At 64.6% G+C, this 16493-nt stretch carries 17 protein-coding genes and 1 tRNA gene; 3 read left to right on the top strand and 15 right to left on the bottom strand.

Features of this window, described 5'->3' with window-relative positions:
• Window positions 1-3 precede the first annotated feature (3 nt).
• The 3 genes from AC0QDI_RS08075 to AC0QDI_RS08065 are packed head-to-tail and all read right to left on the bottom strand — an operon-like array spanning window position 4 to window position 1261.
• Window positions 4-804 (bottom strand): translation initiation factor IF-2 subunit alpha, encoded by an 801-nt coding sequence (locus AC0QDI_RS08075; protein WP_474666971.1) that lies wholly within the window; start codon window positions 802-804, stop codon window positions 4-6.
• Complete coding sequence (locus AC0QDI_RS08070) at window positions 801-974, bottom strand: 30S ribosomal protein S27e (protein ID WP_097378458.1); 174 nt, start codon at window positions 972-974, stop codon at window positions 801-803. The genes AC0QDI_RS08075 and AC0QDI_RS08070 overlap by 4 nt, the downstream gene beginning before the upstream one ends.
• 5 nt (window positions 975-979) lie before the next feature.
• On the bottom strand, window positions 980-1261 hold the full coding sequence (locus AC0QDI_RS08065) for a 50S ribosomal protein L44e (RefSeq protein WP_098724294.1): 282 nt from the start codon (window positions 1259-1261) through the stop codon (window positions 980-982).
• 127 nt (window positions 1262-1388) lie between these two features.
• Here AC0QDI_RS08065 and AC0QDI_RS08060 point away from each other — a divergent pair, with 127 nt between their 5' ends.
• From AC0QDI_RS08060 to AC0QDI_RS08050, 3 genes are all read left to right on the top strand, one after another.
• The gene (locus tag AC0QDI_RS08060; protein WP_474666968.1) at window positions 1389-1673 is read left to right on the top strand and encodes an HAH_0734 family protein; all 285 of its coding nucleotides are present in this window, start codon (window positions 1389-1391) and stop codon (window positions 1671-1673) included.
• A 244-nt stretch (window positions 1674-1917) separates the two neighbouring features.
• Window positions 1918-2364 carry a GtrA family protein gene (locus tag AC0QDI_RS08055; RefSeq protein WP_474666966.1) on the top strand — a complete coding sequence of 149 codons (447 nt, stop codon included), beginning with the start codon at window positions 1918-1920 and terminating at the stop codon, window positions 2362-2364.
• A 66-nt stretch (window positions 2365-2430) separates the two neighbouring features.
• Window positions 2431-2505, top strand: a tRNA-Met gene (locus tag AC0QDI_RS08050).
• A 292-nt stretch (window positions 2506-2797) separates the two neighbouring features.
• Here AC0QDI_RS08050 and AC0QDI_RS08045 read toward each other — a convergent pair.
• The 12 genes from AC0QDI_RS08045 to AC0QDI_RS07990 all read right to left on the bottom strand — a co-directional run bounded on the left by AC0QDI_RS08045 (window position 2798) and on the right by AC0QDI_RS07990 (window position 16408).
• Window positions 2798-3331 (bottom strand): DUF7974 family protein, encoded by a 534-nt coding sequence (locus AC0QDI_RS08045; RefSeq protein ID WP_474666964.1) that lies wholly within the window; start codon window positions 3329-3331, stop codon window positions 2798-2800.
• Complete coding sequence (locus AC0QDI_RS08040; RefSeq protein ID WP_474666962.1) at window positions 3328-4653, bottom strand: ABC transporter ATP-binding protein; 1326 nt, start codon at window positions 4651-4653, stop codon at window positions 3328-3330. The genes AC0QDI_RS08045 and AC0QDI_RS08040 overlap by 4 nt, the downstream gene beginning before the upstream one ends.
• Window positions 4653-5732 carry an ABC transporter ATP-binding protein gene (locus tag AC0QDI_RS08035; protein WP_474666960.1) on the bottom strand — a complete coding sequence of 360 codons (1080 nt, stop codon included), beginning with the start codon at window positions 5730-5732 and terminating at the stop codon, window positions 4653-4655. The genes AC0QDI_RS08040 and AC0QDI_RS08035 overlap by 1 nt, the downstream gene beginning before the upstream one ends.
• Complete coding sequence (locus AC0QDI_RS08030) at window positions 5732-6916, bottom strand: ABC transporter permease (RefSeq protein ID WP_474666958.1); 1185 nt, start codon at window positions 6914-6916, stop codon at window positions 5732-5734. The genes AC0QDI_RS08035 and AC0QDI_RS08030 overlap by 1 nt, the downstream gene beginning before the upstream one ends.
• A gap of 3 nt (window positions 6917-6919) precedes the next feature.
• Window positions 6920-7867, bottom strand: coding sequence for an ABC transporter permease (locus tag AC0QDI_RS08025; RefSeq protein ID WP_474666956.1), 948 nt, complete (start codon window positions 7865-7867; stop codon window positions 6920-6922).
• Window positions 7868-7889: 22 nt separating this feature from the next.
• Window positions 7890-9512 carry an ABC transporter substrate-binding protein gene (locus tag AC0QDI_RS08020; protein WP_474666954.1) on the bottom strand — a complete coding sequence of 541 codons (1623 nt, stop codon included), beginning with the start codon at window positions 9510-9512 and terminating at the stop codon, window positions 7890-7892.
• A 430-nt stretch (window positions 9513-9942) separates the two neighbouring features.
• The gene (locus AC0QDI_RS08015; protein WP_474666952.1) at window positions 9943-10464 is read right to left on the bottom strand and encodes a DUF7529 family protein; all 522 of its coding nucleotides are present in this window, start codon (window positions 10462-10464) and stop codon (window positions 9943-9945) included.
• 53 nt (window positions 10465-10517) lie between these two features.
• Window positions 10518-10961 carry a DUF7555 family protein gene (locus AC0QDI_RS08010; RefSeq protein ID WP_474666950.1) on the bottom strand — a complete coding sequence of 148 codons (444 nt, stop codon included), beginning with the start codon at window positions 10959-10961 and terminating at the stop codon, window positions 10518-10520.
• A 2-nt stretch (window positions 10962-10963) separates the two neighbouring features.
• The gene (locus tag AC0QDI_RS08005; protein WP_474666948.1) at window positions 10964-12316 is read right to left on the bottom strand and encodes an ABC transporter ATP-binding protein; all 1353 of its coding nucleotides are present in this window, start codon (window positions 12314-12316) and stop codon (window positions 10964-10966) included.
• Window positions 12313-13650 (bottom strand): ABC transporter ATP-binding protein, encoded by a 1338-nt coding sequence (locus tag AC0QDI_RS08000; protein ID WP_474666946.1) that lies wholly within the window; start codon window positions 13648-13650, stop codon window positions 12313-12315. The genes AC0QDI_RS08005 and AC0QDI_RS08000 overlap by 4 nt, the downstream gene beginning before the upstream one ends.
• Window positions 13650-15383, bottom strand: a complete 1734-nt coding sequence (locus AC0QDI_RS07995) for an ABC transporter permease (RefSeq protein WP_474666944.1) — start codon at window positions 15381-15383, stop codon at window positions 13650-13652. Before AC0QDI_RS07995 ends, AC0QDI_RS08000 begins: the two co-directional genes overlap by 1 nt.
• Window positions 15380-16408: an ABC transporter permease gene (locus tag AC0QDI_RS07990; protein ID WP_474666942.1), complete on the bottom strand. Its 1029-nt coding sequence runs from the start codon at window positions 16406-16408 to the stop codon at window positions 15380-15382. The genes AC0QDI_RS07995 and AC0QDI_RS07990 overlap by 4 nt, the downstream gene beginning before the upstream one ends.
• Window positions 16409-16493 lie beyond the last annotated feature (85 nt).

Raw genomic sequence — 16493 nt, 5'->3', positions numbered from 1 at the left:
TCCTTACTCGTCGTCGGTTCGGCGTTCGCGGTGGTACTGACCGATTCCACCGTGGCCCTCGATCGCGGTGACCGCTCGCTGTGCGCTCTCCTCGAGGTGGGATTCGGCGGTCTTGTAGTTCGGTGCCTTCACCTTGATCCGGTACTCGGGTGCGCCGACGTAGCTCACCTCGAGATCGACTTCCTCGGGGATCTCGCCGTTGCCTTCGGCCGCTTCGAGCGCCTCGCGAATCCCGTCGACGCCGGTGTCGGTCGGGTTCTCGAGGTCGACGTAGCCGGTGACGTTGACGTACGGCACCGAGACGTTCTCGCGGGCCGTCTGGACGATCGATTCGATCTCGTCGTCCTCGAGATCGGTGTCCTCGAGCGCCTCTTCGCCGTGGATCGCGGCCTGCTTGAAGCCCTCGTAGAGCCCGCCGTGGATGGCGATCAGTTCGTTGGCGATCGCGGTGTAGTCCTCGTCCTCGATCTCCTCGCCGAAGGCCAGTTCCATCCAGTTGTCGGCCTTCTGCTCGTTTTTCCACTCCTGAATCTTGTCGGAGCGCTGGTGGTCGTTGACGTCCTTGAGCGAGAGATCGATCTGCTGGGAGCTCTCGTCGACGTCGAGGACCTTGCAGACGGCGATCTGACCCTCGCGGACGTGGTCGCGGACGTTCTTGATCCAGCCGCTCGCGACCTCGGAGATGTGGATGAGTCCGCGCTTGTCCTCGTACTCCTCGAGATCGACGAAGACGCCGAAGTCCTCGATCTCGTCGATCTTGCCGACGACGAGTTCGCCGGGGTCGGGCCAGCCGCTGTACTTCATCGTGACTCGACTGTTTCGAGGATCTCGTGTTCGATCTCGGCTTTGCCGCCGGTCGGTCGCACGAGCGTCGTGCCACAGACGGCACAGGCGACCTCCGAGGAGGCCTTGCCGAAGACGGTCTGTTCGTTCTCGCAGTCACTGCATCGAACGCTGTAGAAATTTCCTGCCATTGGTATCACTCCTGGAACTCGAGTCGGCCGGCGCGCCATCCCTCGCGGAGGTGGGCCTTGCCGCACTCGCTGCATCGGTATTTGAGGTCGGTCTTCTTGGTCGGCTTCTCGCCACCGGGCACCTTCGAGAAACGGCCGGAGTTCCCGATCGAGGAACTGTTCCGTCGGGTACGGCGAGCGTCCCACTTCATGCCGCTCGAGCGGCCCGTTCGGGACTTTTCGACTTCGTGTTCGTGGTGTTCGTTGCAGTGCGGACAGTACGTATTGAATCGGCGTGGCATCTGCATAGTTATCTCACTTGCCGTGGCCTAAGATAGCGCCGTTTATAACCCGTTTGGTTCGCCGTCGTTCGGTTCGCCGGTCATCTCAGGGACCTCCGAAGCGTTTAATCCGCTCTCCTGTGAAACTGGGCCCATGAAGCAACTTATCATCCACGGGGATCCCGGCATTCGAAACGGGGCCATCGTCCGATACGAGGCCGCGGAGGGGGAGGCGGAATCGGAGGTGGTCTGTTTCGGGATCAACAGAAACGGCGAGTACCACGGTCCCGACCGGGTCCAGCTCTGGTGTACCGTCGGTGCCGAAGACGAGTACGAGGACTACGAGAAACGCAACTTCACGCCGCACTTCCTCGACGTCGATCGGGTCGACGCCGACGACGTCGAGGTCATCCGGGCGAAGAGCGATCTCGCGATCTAATCGGCAGATTCGGTTTCGCGCCCGCGAAACCGGCGCTTCGCGTTCGGACCCCGTGACTCGTGCTCGAACCGGACTGCTCCCGTCCGAACGACTTTGCGTCCCGGTAGTGCCGTCCGAACGATCGAGCCGATCAGACGAGCCGACTATCTACACGATTTGTTTCCACGTTGCCATTTTCACACGGGGACCGGAAGATGGAAATTACAGCCGTCGTCAGTGAACGGTACGCTCGAGGCCGAATAGAATGAGTGATTCCCTGTCGGAGGCCGTCCGAATGCGGATTCGCGCGCTCTGGTCGACGACGCGGTTCGGCCAGTTCGTCGGCGTCGGTACCGTCGGTGCGGCCGTCGATAACGTGGTCCTCGTAATGCTGGTCGAGGCGACGATTCTCGGCCCGGTCGTCGCGAAGGTGCTCTCCTGGGAGCTCGGAATCGTCGTGATCTTCGCGATCAACGAACGGTGGACGTTTTCGGAGTACGGAAAGGTCGGTCTCCGACCGTTGGGTCGACGATTTTTGCGCTCGAATCTGGTTCGGCTCGGCGGATTTCTGGTGACGCTTGCAGTGCTGGCAGTGCTGGTTATCCGATTCGACGTCTGGTACGTGGCGGCGAACGTGGTCGGAATCGCCATCGGCTTCTTCGTCAACTACACCTGTGAGAGTCTCTACACGTGGCAGGTCCATCAGGAGTAGCGGTAGAAACCCGCATACGGCAACCGAATCACAACCCTTAACTAGCGCACTCGGATATGATGTGATAGCGGGATGGGATAGCCAGGAGATTCCGGCGGGCTCATAACCCGCAGACCGGTAGTTCAAATCTACCTCCCGCTATACTTTTGCTGCGAGCAACTACGCGAGCAGCGAGTGTAGCACGGTGGTAGATTTGAACCAGACGGCACCCGAGCGTAGCGAGGGTGACGGCGTGGTTCAAATCTACCTCCCGCGTTGTTTTCACGCGAACGATAACGAGGTGCGAGATCGTTCGAGAACCGATCCGTGAGCGCCATCCTAGGCACACGATTCTCCGTCTCGAGTGCGCTCACATCCAGATACCGCTCACGTGAGCCGTGAAAATCCTCGAGCGAAGTCGGGAAGTCAGATCCGGGCTACCGTCGGACGGCTGTTACCCGCTGATTGTGATTTCGGTTCGATCGACGAGGCCGCGGGTCGCGGCGTCCGCGCGGTTGATCCGCACTTCGATCGCGTGCGTGCCCGCGTCGACCGGCTCCCACTCGTCCTCGGAAACTCGAATTCGCTGGGACCACCGCCGCCGGAAGCGTTTGCGCTCGCGCCGGGCGAAAGAGAACGCGGCGGGCCGGTCCGGTACCGTTCGCGCCACCTGCGAGGCCTCCCTGTCCCCGTCGACGGCCCAGACCCAGCGCTTTGGCGACTCGGTCCTGATCCGAATCGGGAACGGGAGCCGGTTGCGGAACTCGACGGCGATCTCGACCGGCTCGCCGGGCTCGTACCGGCGCGCATCCGTCGAGACGCTGACGTCGATCGCGCGGTGGCGCAACGCCCGCGGCGTGAACGCGTGGCTGAACGCCGCCCAGTCGATCGTTCGCCCGCCCCCGCTCCCGTCGTCGCTCTCCCGCCCGGGGACGAACGGATCGTCGTCCGACCGATCGAGCGCGTCGGAGTCGTCGATCCGTGTCATCGGTCAGTTCCTCGCGGGTAGCGGTTCGATCCGACGGTCGGCTCGGGATCGCCCTCGAACCGATCGTCGAACCGGTGGCAGGCGATCGGATGGTCGGCCGTTCCCGGTTCGAGCGCCGGCTCGGTCGTCTCGCAGGGCGTCTCGAAGGCCGACGCGAGCCGATGCCGTGCGGTCTCGAGATCGCCGGCCGCTGCGACCTCGAGCGCGTCCGCGAGGACGGCCTCCGCGTCCGGATCGGAGAGCCGGTGGGGGATTCCGCAGGCCTCCCGGATCGCGGTCGTGACATCCCTGTTGGCGTCGGTTCGGCGGAGGAGCCCTTCGAGCCCCGCGTCGGCGTCCGCCTCGGCGAGCCGGGTTCGAAGCGCCATGATCGCGCGGAACGAGTCCGTCTCGAGGTCGGACGCCGCGGGCGGGATGACCCGCGGACAGCGCGTGTGGAACCGACAGCCCGACGGGGGATCGGTGGGGGAGGGAACCGATCCCTCGAGAACGATCCGGTCGCCCGCCCAGCAGGGGTCGGGTTCGGGGATCGCCGAGAGCAGCGCTTCGGTGTAGGGATGAGAGGGAGCGTCGAAGACCTCGGCGGTCGTCCCGGTTTCGACGAGTTCCCCGAGATACATCACGGCCACGCGGTCGGCGACGTGCTCGACCACCGAGAGGTCGTGGGTGATGATGAGGTACGAGAGCCCGAACTCCTCTTGAAGGTCGGAGAGCAGGTTGAGAATCCCGGCCTGCACGGAGACGTCGAGCGCGGAAACAGGCTCGTCGCAGACGACGAACTCCGGTTCGACCGCGAGCGCCCGGGCGATGCCGATCCGCTGGCGCTGGCCGCCCGAGAACTCGTGGGGGTACCGGCTCGCGTGGCCGGCCTGCAGTCCGACCGTCTCGAGCAGCTCTCGAACGCGCTCGTCGCGGTGCGCCGGCGGAACGACGTCGTGAACCGCGAGGGCCTCGCCGACGATGTCGGCCACGGTCAGCTGCGGATTCAGGCTGGCGAGGGGATCCTGAAAGACGTACTGAATCTCGGATCGCAGCGCCCGGAGTTCGGATCGGGAGCGCTCGGTCAGTTCGGTGTCGCGGTAGGTGATCGAGCCCGCGGTGGGCTCGAGCAGGCGGACGAGCGCCCGGCCGAGCGTCGTCTTGCCGCAGCCGCTCTCGCCGACCAGCCCGAGCGTCTCGCCCGCGCGAATCTCGAGGTCGACGCCGTCGACCGCCCGGACCGTCTCGCCGCGGCCGAGCAGTCGGTCGAGAACGCCGTCGGCCGTCGTGTACTCCCGCTCGAGGCCCTCGGCCCGAATCAGCGGCTCGTCGTCGGCTCCCATTACCGAGACTCACCCGACGTCGGTCGCTCGTGGCGGTCGCCGTTCGCTTCGTTCCGCACCTGCACCTCGTAGTCCAGTCCGTCCTCGAGGTCGCCGGTGTACTCGAGGCAGGCGGCGACGTGGGTGTCGGGATCGCCGTCGTCCGGGGTCCCCGACGCGGTCTCGATGAGTTCGGGGTGGCGCCCGGCGCAAACGTCCTCCGCGTACGGACAGCGCGGGTGGAACCGGCAGCCGGTCGGCGGGTCGACGAGATCGGGAGTCGTCCCGGGAATCGTCGCCAGGCGCTCGCGGTCGTCGCCCAGCCGGGGAATCGAGGCCAGCAACCCGACGGTGTAGGGGTGTTTTGGGTCGTAGTACAGCTCCTCGACCGGCGCGCGCTCGACGATCTCGCCGGCGTACTGCACCAGCACCCGATCGCAGATCTCGGCGACGACGCCGAGATCGTGCGTAACTAACTGGATCGCCGTCTCGGACTCCCGGGCGAGGTCCGCGAGCAACTCGAGGATGCCGGCCTGGACCGTCACGTCGAGGCCGGTCGTCGGCTCGTCGCAGACGAGCAGTGCGGGATCGCACGACAGCGCCATCGCGATGACGGCTCGCTGTTGCATTCCGCCGGAGAACTCGTGGGGATAGTCCGAATACCGGGCGGCCGGGTCCGGGATGCCGACCCGCTCGAGGAGGGCTATCGCGCGGTCGCGAGCCGTCTCGTCGGTGACGGCCTCGTGTGCGCGGATCGCTTCGGCGATCTGTTCGCCGACGGTGTAGACGGGATTGAGCGCCGCGCCCGCGTCCTGAAAGACCATCGCGATCTCGTCGCCCCTGAGCCCTCGCATCTCGTCGGCCGACAGCTCGAGGACGTTCCGTCCGCGAAAGCGGATCTCGCCGCCGACGATCTCGCCGGGGGACTCGATCAGCCGGAGCAAGGCGAGGCTGGCGACGCTCTTGCCGGCCCCGCTCTCGCCGACCAGCCCGAGCGTCTCGCCCGCGCGGATCTCGTAACTGATGCCGTCGACCGCCCGGACGACGCCGTTTTCGGTGTAGAACTGGACGACGAGATCCTCGACCTCGAGCAGCGCCATCAGCGCAGTCGCCTCCGTTCGTCGCTCGCGTCCCGGTGGGGGTCGAGCGCGTCGTTGATCCCGTCACCGACGAGGTTGATCGCCAGCACAAACAGGAAGATCGCGAGCCCGGGGAAGACGGTAACGTGCCAGCGGCCCTGCACGAGCGAACTCCGACCCTGCGAGAGCATCGCGCCCCACTCGGCGCTCCCGGGCTCGAGGCCGAGGCCGAGGAAGCCGAGGGCGGCCGCGGTGAGGACGACCGTGCCGACGTTGAGCGTCGCCTGGACGACGACGGGGGCGACGGCGTTCGGGACGACGTGTCTGCGGATGACCGTCCGATCGGGGACGCCGAGCGCTCTCGCGGCCGTGACGTACTCGCGTTCTCTGACCGAGAGGACTTCCCCGCGCAACAGCCGCGCGTAGCCGATCCAGCCCGTGACGGCCAGCGCCAGCACCACCGTCCAGAAGCCGCCGCCGAGGATCGGCACCGGCTCGAGGATCGGGACGATCGCGATCGCCAGCACCAGAAACGGGAAGGCGTACAGCACGTCGACCAGCCGCATGATCGCCTCGTCGACCCAGCCGCCGAAATAGCCTGCGATCGCCCCGAGGGGGACGCCGACGCAAAGCGCCAGCGCGACGGCGACGACCCCGATCCCCAGCGTGTACCGGCCGCCGACGAGGATCCGCGAGAGCTGATCGCGGCCCGCCCAGTCGGTGCCGAAGGGGTGCGCTCGAGAAGGCGGCGCGTTCGCCGGGCCGACGAACATCGCGGACGGATCGTACGGTGCCAGCGAGAACGGCTGGAGCGTGATCGTCACATCCGCCGTCGACACCTCGATCGGTCTGGCGAAGACGGCCAGTACCGCCATGACGACGATCACACCCAGTCCGACCATCGCCGTTCGATTCCGGCGGAACCGACGCCACGCGTCCTCGAGACGGCGTCTCGGCCGACCGAGTTCCGACTTCGGCTTCGTCGCGGTCCCCGCGGCCGTCGTCGGACTGTCAACGGATTCCGTCGCTGGGATGTCGTCGTCTTCGGTTCTGTCCCGCTGGTGCGCTTCGGTATCATCCCGCGGGTGCTCCTCGGCCCCGTCCTGTTGGTCTTCCCCGGTAGCGTCCCGCCGGTCCGCGACGGCGTCGTCGAAGCCGACGATGCGAATCCGGCCGCGCCGGGTGGTGGGGTGTCGGTCGCTCATTGGTCAGTATCGAATTCGCGGATCGAGGATCGCGTAGGCGAGATCGACGAGCAGGTTCGCGAACACGATCGCGACGCCGATGACGAGGACGGTCGCCTGAATGACGGCGTAGTCGCGCCGGAGGATCGACCGGACCAGCAGCCGCCCCATGCCCGGCCAGGAGAATATCTGTTCGACGACGACGGCACCGTCCACGAGAAAGGCGAGCTGGAGGCCGGCGACGGTGACGACCGGAAGCAAGGCGTTTCGCAGGACGTGTTTCAGGATCACCGTTCGTTCGGAGAGCCCCTTCGCGCGTGCGGTCCGGACGTAGGCCGCCTCGAGTTCTCGGCGCATCGACGACCGCAGCAGGCGCGTGATCAGCGCGGCCGAAGCGGTTCCCAGCGTGATCGTCGGCAGGAGCATGAACTTCGCCATCGACAGGCTGACGAGCGGCGCGTCCGGTGGGATGACTCGAAACCATCCCAGCCGGACGCTGAAGACGAACAACAGGATGAGGCCGAGCCAGAAGTTCGGCGTCGCGATCCCGGCCAGCGCCGCGATCCGCCCGAGTTCGTCGGCAGGTTCTCCCTCCCTGACGGCGGCGACGATTCCCGCGGGAATCCCGACCGCGAGCGCGAGCAGCCACGCGGCCCCGCCGAGCGCCAGCGTCGCCGGGAGTCGCCGACCGATCGTCGCCGAGACGTCGCGACCGGTGATCGGCGACTCGCCGAACTCGAGAGTCGCCGCGTCACTCAGCCAGAGCAAGTACTGTTTCCAGACCGGCTGGTCGAGGTGGTACTCCGCCCGGATCGACGCCTCGACCGCCGGGCTGACGTCCTGAAAGCCGATAACCGCGTCGACCGCGTCGCCCGGTAACAGGTGGACGAACGAGAAGGTCAGTGCGGTGACGCCGAAGAGGACCGGCGCGGTGACCAACAACCGCGTCCAGACGTATCGGCCGAGCGTCATTGGTGGGAGTAGTGTGGAAACCTTAGTTCGGACGGACGTACTCGTCCGCGATCGTCTCCTGAAACGACTCGCTCGCGTACTCCTCGAGCAGCGGCGAGATCGGCGTGTACGCCAGTTGGCCGATCCCGCGGTAGACGTTCTCGAGGATTCGTTCGCGCGGAATCAACATGTTACAGCCGCGACGGACCGACGGCTCGGAAAACGGCGCGCGGTAGGTCGGGTAGATCACCATATCGAAGCCGCCGGCGACGTGGCGACCGACGCCGTAGGCCGCGTCGCTCTCGAAGTCGGCGACGCTCGCAGACGGCACGCCGTAACTGAAGTGGATGTTCCCGGCCTCGAGTGCGCCCTGTCGGGAGGACGTCTCGGTGATGATCTCGAGCGTGACGGTTTCGATCGGTGCCGTCTCGGGGACCGCTTTGTTGCCTCCGTACCAGTACTCGTCGAAGCGCTCCATTCGCCAGTGGTCGCCGCTCTCGTGTTCGACGAACCGGTAGGGGCCGGTTCCGATCGGTTCCGACTCGAGGTCGCGTTCGCCGTCGATTACCGCCATCGGGACGATCGATACGTTGAACAGCGCGCTCTCGAAGGGGCCGTACTCCCGCGAGCAACTGATCTCGATCGTCTCGTCGTCGACGACCTCGCTGGCCTCGTACCAGTTGTAGACGTCGTTCTCTCGCGTCGTTCCCTCGTAGCGCTCGAGCGAGCCTTTCACGTGAGCCGCGGTGAGTCGCTCGCCGTTGTGAAAGCGAACGCCCTCGCGGAGGGAGAACCGATAGCGCATCCCGTCGGTTTGCCCGTCATCGATTCGCTCCCAGTCGGTGGCGAGCATCGGTCGAATCTCGCCGTCGAAGTCGACGCCGACGAGTTGCTCGTAGAGCAGCGCCGTCGCCTGACTGGAGACGGTCCCGGTTATGGTGACGGGATCGTAGTTCGTGACGTCGCTCCCGAGGTCGCCGATGAACTCGGATCCCTCCTCGAGTTCGGTGTAGACGCCGGCCCAGGGTGCGTATATCGCGTAGTACGTTCCCGGGCGAAGCGGATACGTCTGCCAGCCACCGACGACGTCGTCGTCCCAGACGTGAGTCGCTTCGCGGAAGCGAACGAACGACGCCGGCGAGTCGGCGACCAGTTCCTCCTGTAGCCTCCGGTAAATCTCGACGCGGTCTCCGTGATCTGTTTCGGTGAGACCGGCGTCGATGTACTCGTCGACGGTCTCGTTGGAGTAGTGGCCGACGTTGGATCCGTCCGGCGTGTGATCGTCCGAGTGAAAGAGCATGTCGACGTAGTTGCTCGGATCCCAGCCGCCGGTCCAACTCGAGATGAACATGGCGTTTTCGTTCCGTTCGGCCGCGGCGAACATCATATCGACGTGGGATCCGAAATCCTGGGCGGTGATCGAGACGTCGAAAAAGCCGGTTTCGTTGAGTTCGCTCCGGAGAAGCTGTGCGAACTTGTTCCGTTCCTCGTCTTCGGTGATCGCGATCGTGGTCTCGAACGGCGGCTCGATGTCCGCCGCCTCGAACCCCTCCTGTATCAGCTCCTCGGCCGGACCGTCGGCCGTGACGCTGTTGGGTCTGATACAGCCCGCGAGTCCCGCGATCCCGGCCGCCCCCGCACCTTTTAGGAGTGAACGCCGTCGCAAACGACCGCGTTCACCCGGCCCGACACTATTTCCTACCATGTCCAAAGCGTTCAAATCGGGGTGACATATTCCTTGTGCTGCGTGTATGCGCTCGCTCTCGATACCGCTTCCGACGGTCGATCGGCCGCCGTTTTCCGACCCGATAAAGGCGCTGTTCTCTCTTTCCGATCATAGTTGGCGTTCCGACGCGTTTCACCTGACGGTCTCGTTGATCGCGTCGAGCGTCTTCACGTCGTACCAGCGGTGGCGACCGGCTTAACGACTGCGACTGAATTAGCGAGTACAGCGCTGAACTCGCTAGGGGTCACACGTACTGGCGCGATCACGCCACGCGAGTTGCAGACGTCGAACGGGCGCATTCGGAACGCCGGGATTCCGTAATCGGTGCGATTCCCTGCCGAAAGAGCGAGGAGAACCGCTGTAACGGCTGTTACGCGTTCGGTCTGGAGACGAGCGGGGCGAATTCCTCGTGTTCGAACGTCCCGAGGATCGTTCCATCAATAGTCTTTACGTGGGTGTACAGCACGCCCTCATCCGTCGCGGACGAGACCATTCCGTCGGCGAGTGCCATGTCGTACCGACTGGGGAGCAAGATCGATCGCTCGGTCTCCGGATCGATGAACTCCGTCACGACGAACATGAACCCGTCGACAGCGGTCCCGTACGCCAGATACTCGGTAAACTCGTCACTGTCGAAGGCGGCAGTAAACTCGTCGACGTAATTATCCGGGAGGACGTGGACGAGTCCGAACGTCTCATCGTCGCCCATATCGCGGCTCACGGTGTCGGTGTGTGCGGTCATAACGGTGACGACCTCCCAGCCGTCGTCGCGGCGCTGCTCGGCGATCGTGTCCGTCTCCTCGAGCGTCCGTTCCCAGGCTTCCGTCTGGACGCCCTGTGAATCCCGTCGTCGGATGGAGCTGGGATCCGGAGCGTCGATATCGTCGTGCATATCTCCCTGTCATCGGAGGAGTTTGTTAACTCTTTCCGGAGAAACGCCCTAATTCAGCCGACTCCGAAGACCGCTTCCGTGAGAAACGACAGCAACAGTATCAGGAGGCCCCCGAACAGTAGTTTTCCCGGGATCGTCACCCGTTTTTCTGGCGGCGGTGCCCGAACCCATCGGACGGGGGGAAGCGTCCGGACGAACGCCTGAAACCGCGTCGTATCGTGAAACTCCGGCAGCGATTCCCCGTACCGACCCTTCGATGGGGTGCCCACGTCATCGGGGGAGGTCGGCCACAGCCGCACAACGGCGTAGACAATGAGCAGCCAGCCGATGGCGAACAACAGCACCTTCGAACGGACGAGTCCGCCACCGGTTGCGATCCCGAGTACCAGGGCACCGAAACCGGTGAGCCCCGCCACGGCGAGGGCGTACGTGAACGCGTCTACCCACACGCGAACGAGCACCCACAGACGATCATCCGGCGAGTCGGTTGGTGCCATCGTCACCCGTGGCGGTTCTCGAGGACGGCGTCTACCGACCGGTAGTCGTCGGAATGCCGATGGCAGTAGCTCTGATGGCTCCCGTCGTCCATCGCGTGATACGTCGGCGGTTCGCCGTCACAGACGCTGCCGAACTCCTCGTCGAACACGGTGAGCGCCTCGCTCTCGTCGTGAGCGCGTACGTGAGTCGCGATCTCGTCCAGCACCGACTGAACGTGTGATGGAACGGATAAATCGTCGAACAGTTCGTCGTACGTCTCCTCGACGGTCCCGAAGCGCGTGTCGCTCCCGACTATCGCGCGGAGTCGATCGCGGACCGATCTGTCCGCGCGTTTACGCTCGTTGAGGAGGTCTCGGAGCGTGTTGAGTCGGGTCCAGAGCTCGTCGTCGAGGTCCCGATACGCTTCCGGACGAATGCGTGCCGGACAGCGCGTACTGAACGGGCACCCGGAGGGTGGATATCGGGGATTGGGCGGCGTCCCGTGGAGCGTGATTCGATCCCGGTCGACGGTCGGGTCGGGCTCCGGAATCGCGGACAGGAGCGAGTGCGTATACGGGTTCGCCGGATCGGTGAACAGCTCCTCCGTCGGTCCGATTTCCATGACGTTCCCGAGATACATCACCGCGACTCGGTCGCAGATGTGCCTGACGACGGAGAGGTCGTGAGCGATGAACAGGTACGTCAGCTCGAACTCGTCTTGCAGATCCTCGAGCAGGTTGATGATCTCGGCCTGTACGGAGACGTCGAGCGCCGAGACCGGTTCGTCGAGAACGACGAAATCCGGCTCGAGCGCCAGGGTGCGGGCGATACTGATCCGCTGACGCTGGCCGCCGGAGAACTGGTGAGGGTAGCGATAGTAGTGTTCGCGCTGGAGACCGACGGTGCCGAGCAGTTCCTTGACTCGTTTTTGTCGATCCCGGGACGTCTCCCAGTCGTGGACGTCCAGCGGTTCGCGGACGATTTCACCGATCGTCATTCGGTCGTTGAGGCTCGATTCGGGATCCTGGAAGACGATCTGCGCGTTCCGTCGCCACTCGTGGAGTTCGTCGCCGGCGAGGGACGTGATGTCCTCGCCGTCGAACCTGACCTCGCCGCCGGTCGCATCCTCGAGTTGGAGGAGCGTTCGCCCGAGCGTCGTCTTGCCACAGCCGGACTCGCCGACGAGGCCGAGCGTCTCGCCGCGACGGATATCGAACGTGACGCCGTCGACGGCCTTGACCGGCGTTCCGCCGAACAGACCACCGTCGTCGTAGTAGGTTCGCAGGTCTCGAACGTCGATCATCACGTCCCCGTCGGTCTCGGTCGATACGTCGGTCTCGGTCGGCGTCTGCTTCTGGCTCACTTCTTGGCTCATTCGGTATCGCCTCCGTTCCGTTTCGCGTTTCGTCGCCGATGCCGGGCGACCGCCTCCTCGGTCGACAGGTGTTCGGGGGAGAGCAGACAGGCCGCGGTGTGATCGTCTCCGTCGTCGTCGACCGGAACCGAGACGGGATGAACCGCGTCACACTCGTCGAACGCCTTCGGACACCGCGGCGCGAACCGACAGGAAGTCGCCGGCTCGTTCGGCGTCGGCACGTTCCCTTCGATCGTCTGGAGTCGGTCTCCGGGCTGTCGTCCCGGGATCGATTGTAACAATCCGCGGGTGTAGGGGTGTCTCGGATCCGCGAACAGTGCGTTCACGTCGGCCGTTTCGACGACCTCGCCGGCGTACATGACGTTCACTCGATCCGCGACCTCCGCGATGACGCCCATGTCGTGCGTGATGAACAGCATCGCGAGATCCCGTTCTTCCTGAAGCTCCGCGAGGAGGTCGAGGATCTGGGCCTGGATCGTCACGTCGAGTGCCGTCGTCGGTTCGTCACAGATCAGCACCTCCGGTTCACAGGCCAGCGCCATCGCGATGACGGCCCGCTGTTGCATCCCGCCGGAGAACTGGTGGGGATACTCGTTGACGCGACGGCGCGCGTCGGGGATTCCGACGGCCTCGAGCAACTCGGCCGCTTCCCGAGTCGCCGCCTCGCCTCGCAGTCCCTGGTGCAACCTGAGCGATTCCTTGATCTGGTTGCCGACCGTGTAGACGGGGTTGAGGCTCGTGAGTGGATCCTGGAACACCATCGCGATCCGGCCGCCTCGCATGAGTCGCTGCGCTTTCCCACCGAGGTGAGTGAGTTCGACGAACCCGTCGGTGATGTCCGCCGGGGAGTCGGTACTCCCCTCCGTGACGAGCACGGCGGGGTCGTCGTCAACGAGGCCGAGTTCTTCGCCGTAGCCGGCCGCGAGGACGTCCTCGAGTCGCACGGACTTGGCGCGTTCGTACCCGAACGCCGTCGGCGTGATCTCGATCGCGTCCCGACCGAACAGAGCGACCGGATCGTAGTCGGCTCTGAGCGCGTCGATATCGACGGTCCTATCGGGGAACTTCGAGGCGTAGTCACGCACCGTCTCGAGGTGTGCAAAGCGGACACTACTGCCCTGAAGGGTCCGTCCGGGCGAATCGACGAGCCCCATGATCGATCGGGCGGTGACGCTCTTTCCGGAGCCGCTCTCGCCGACGACCCCGACGGTCTCGCCCGGACGGATGTCGAACGAGACGCCGTCGACGGCCCTGATCGTCTCCTTTTCGGTGAAGAACGTGGTCTGGAGATTCCGAACGTCGAGAATCGGTTCGGCGGTGGGATCGGTCGACATTACCCACCACCTCCGGCGGCCGCAGTACCGGTGTCGTCGGTCCCGCCGGTATCGGCCTCCGGATCGATCGCATCGCGGAGTCCGTCACCCAGCGCGTTGAACGCGGTAACCACGAGGACGATCATCAGTCCGGGGATGGTGGCGACGTGCCACGACGACGTCGAGACGAACGCTCTGCCGTCACTGACGAGCCGTCCCCACTCGGGCGTCGGCGAGTTGATACCCAGCCCGAGGAACGACAGCGCGGCCGTCGAGATGATGATCCCGCCGAGCAGCAGCGAGCCGTAGATCATTATGTATCCCGCGATGTAGGGAGCCATGTGCTTGCGCATCGTGTTCGCGGGCGTCTGTCCGTAGCTCCGCGCGGCGTCGACCCACTCCTCCTCTGCGACCTGTAACGACGGGCCGCGGATCGTCCGCCACATCCCCGGCCAGTAGACGAACGCGAAGATCAGTCCCAGAAGGACCCCGCCGTTGAGCGGTTCCGCGAGTGGGTGGTTCCCGTCTTGGAAGATGACCGATATCATCATGACGAGCAGGAACGCCGGAATCGAGATGATCGTGTCGCTCGTGATCACCGTCAGGATGTCCACGAGCCCCTTGTAGTACGCCGTCACCAGCGACATCGTGACCGCGATAAGCCCGCCGAGACCGATGGCGAGCAGTCCGATGACCAGCGACGTCTGCGCTCCGTAGGCGATGTGCGTGAGCAGGTCCTCCCCGGACGACGTCGTCCCGAGCGGTGCCCAGCGGTCGTACCCGTCGTAACTCCCCGGTCCGATGGTGTTCTGTCCGTTCGACTGGGTGTGGAGATTCGCTCGACCCGGCGTGACCGTCGTCACCTCACCGTTATCGTCGAGATACTCGAGTTCGTACTCGTAGGGCGATTTGATGTTCTGCTCGGCCGTCACCGGACTGACGGCCGGTGCCCAGAGAGCCGTGACGAAGAACATGAGCACGACGATCAACCCGAACAGTCCCCAGTAGTGGTTTCGAAACCGACGGAGCGTGTCGTCACGCGGCGTCCAGTCGGCCTGCCGGTAGTGATCCCGGAAGACGTTGTATCCCTTCCAGGCCCAGGCGATCACGGCGAGGGCGTACCCGTAAACGAGCGCCACCCGAACGCCCCACGCCACCGCCGGCGAGAGGCCGAGGAACGTCCCGTCCCAGCCGCCGCCGGGAGTCCTGTGTCCCTGGTTCGAAATAACCTCGTGACTGGTGAGCGTCGGGATCGACGAGAGCGTGTTGAAGACGCCGTCGATCGCACCGTTGACGAGTCCGCCGACCGGCGTGAACGCCAGCAAAACCGCGAGTCCGGCGAGGACGACCGCCAGAGCGACTCGCTCGAGGAAGCGCACGAGACGGCGACTCACGCCGAAATCGAACCGGTCCGCGGCGGTCCACGGAGCGGCCCTCGTGAGGAGCACGGAGACGCCGAACAGGATGGTCAGTGAGACGGCGTCGGTCACGAGATAGCCGATCAGTGGAACGGTCGCGTCGCCGACCGACCCCCCGATCCAGCTCGGAACCAGCGCCACCATGTCGATGACGTACTTGACCGCTCCAACGAGACCGCTGACCCAGCCCATATACCGGCCGAACTCGAGTGCGATCAGCAGGGCGGCGCCGATCAACCAGCCCCGTGCCGGACGGGGGTTCGCGGCGACACGTTCGCGGAGCGATGTCTCTTCGTCTGCCGGATCGTTCGTCTCGAATGACTCGTTCAAACTCATCGTTCGTACCCCACTCGCGGATCGATTATCGTGTACAGGAGGTCCTGTAGAATGTTCAGCAAGATGATTATCAGTGTGAAGATGAACAGCAACGCGCCTGCGAGCGGTAGATCTCCCTGTACCGTCGCCTGGAAGAAGATCCGACCGAGCCCGTTGATGTTGAAGATATACTCGACGATGACCGAGCCGCCGATCAGCAGGAACGCCTCGTTCGTGATGACCGGAACCAGCGGGATCAGCGCGTTTCTGAAGACGTGTTTCCAGACGATGATGCGGTTGGGCAGTCCCTTCGCTTTGGCCGTTTCGACGTAGTTCGAGTTGATCGTCTCGAGGACGGCCGTCCGCCCGATACGGAGCTCCGCGGCCATCGAGGCCGATCCGAGGACTAGCGCCGGCGGGAGGATGAGCTTGATGTCGCCGGCGAGCGCGCCCCAATCGATACCGTTGGCCGTGACGAACGCCAGATCGGGCGTCCCCGTAATGCTCCTGATATCCGGGCCAAACGTATACCAGTCGAACCCGAACCAGCCGCCGTCTTTGGTCTTGCGGAGGATGGCGAGGAGGATGATACTCAGCCAGAAGTTCGGCATCGCTTGCCAGAGGATGCCGCTCACGGAGGCGATGTAGTCGCCCCCGCTGTTGGGATGCAGGCCGGCGTAGAACCCGAGCGGGATTCCGACAAACAATGGAAGCAGGATCGCCCAGAAGCCGAGCCAGAGCGTCGGCGGACCCGCAAAGGAGATGATCTCGACGACGTCCATGTCGCCGAAGACGACCCAGGACTGCCCCAGGTCAAAGGTCAGGAAGTCCCAGACGAAGTCCAGGTACTGCTCCCAGAGCGGGTCGTTGAGTCCGAGTCGCTCGCGCATTCGCTCGGCTTCGGCTCCCGACGCTTCGGGACCGAGCCTCGCGGCGACGGGATCGACCGGTCCCATCCGTAACAGAACGAAGATAAACGTCATTACGGAGAAGAGGACCGGAACCGAAAGCAGGAGTCGTTTGAAGAAGTATCTCCACCGACTCATGATACGTCACGTATCCTTCGGAGAGCGTTTTGTAAACAATCCACCATAGTCGTCTAACAATCTGGCGTTTTCATATGTCGCTGAA

It is taken from the genome of Natrinema sp. LJW11, assembly GCF_056135975.1.
Note: the sequence above shows the minus strand (reverse complement) of the source record. Positions and strands in the feature narration are given on the sequence as shown.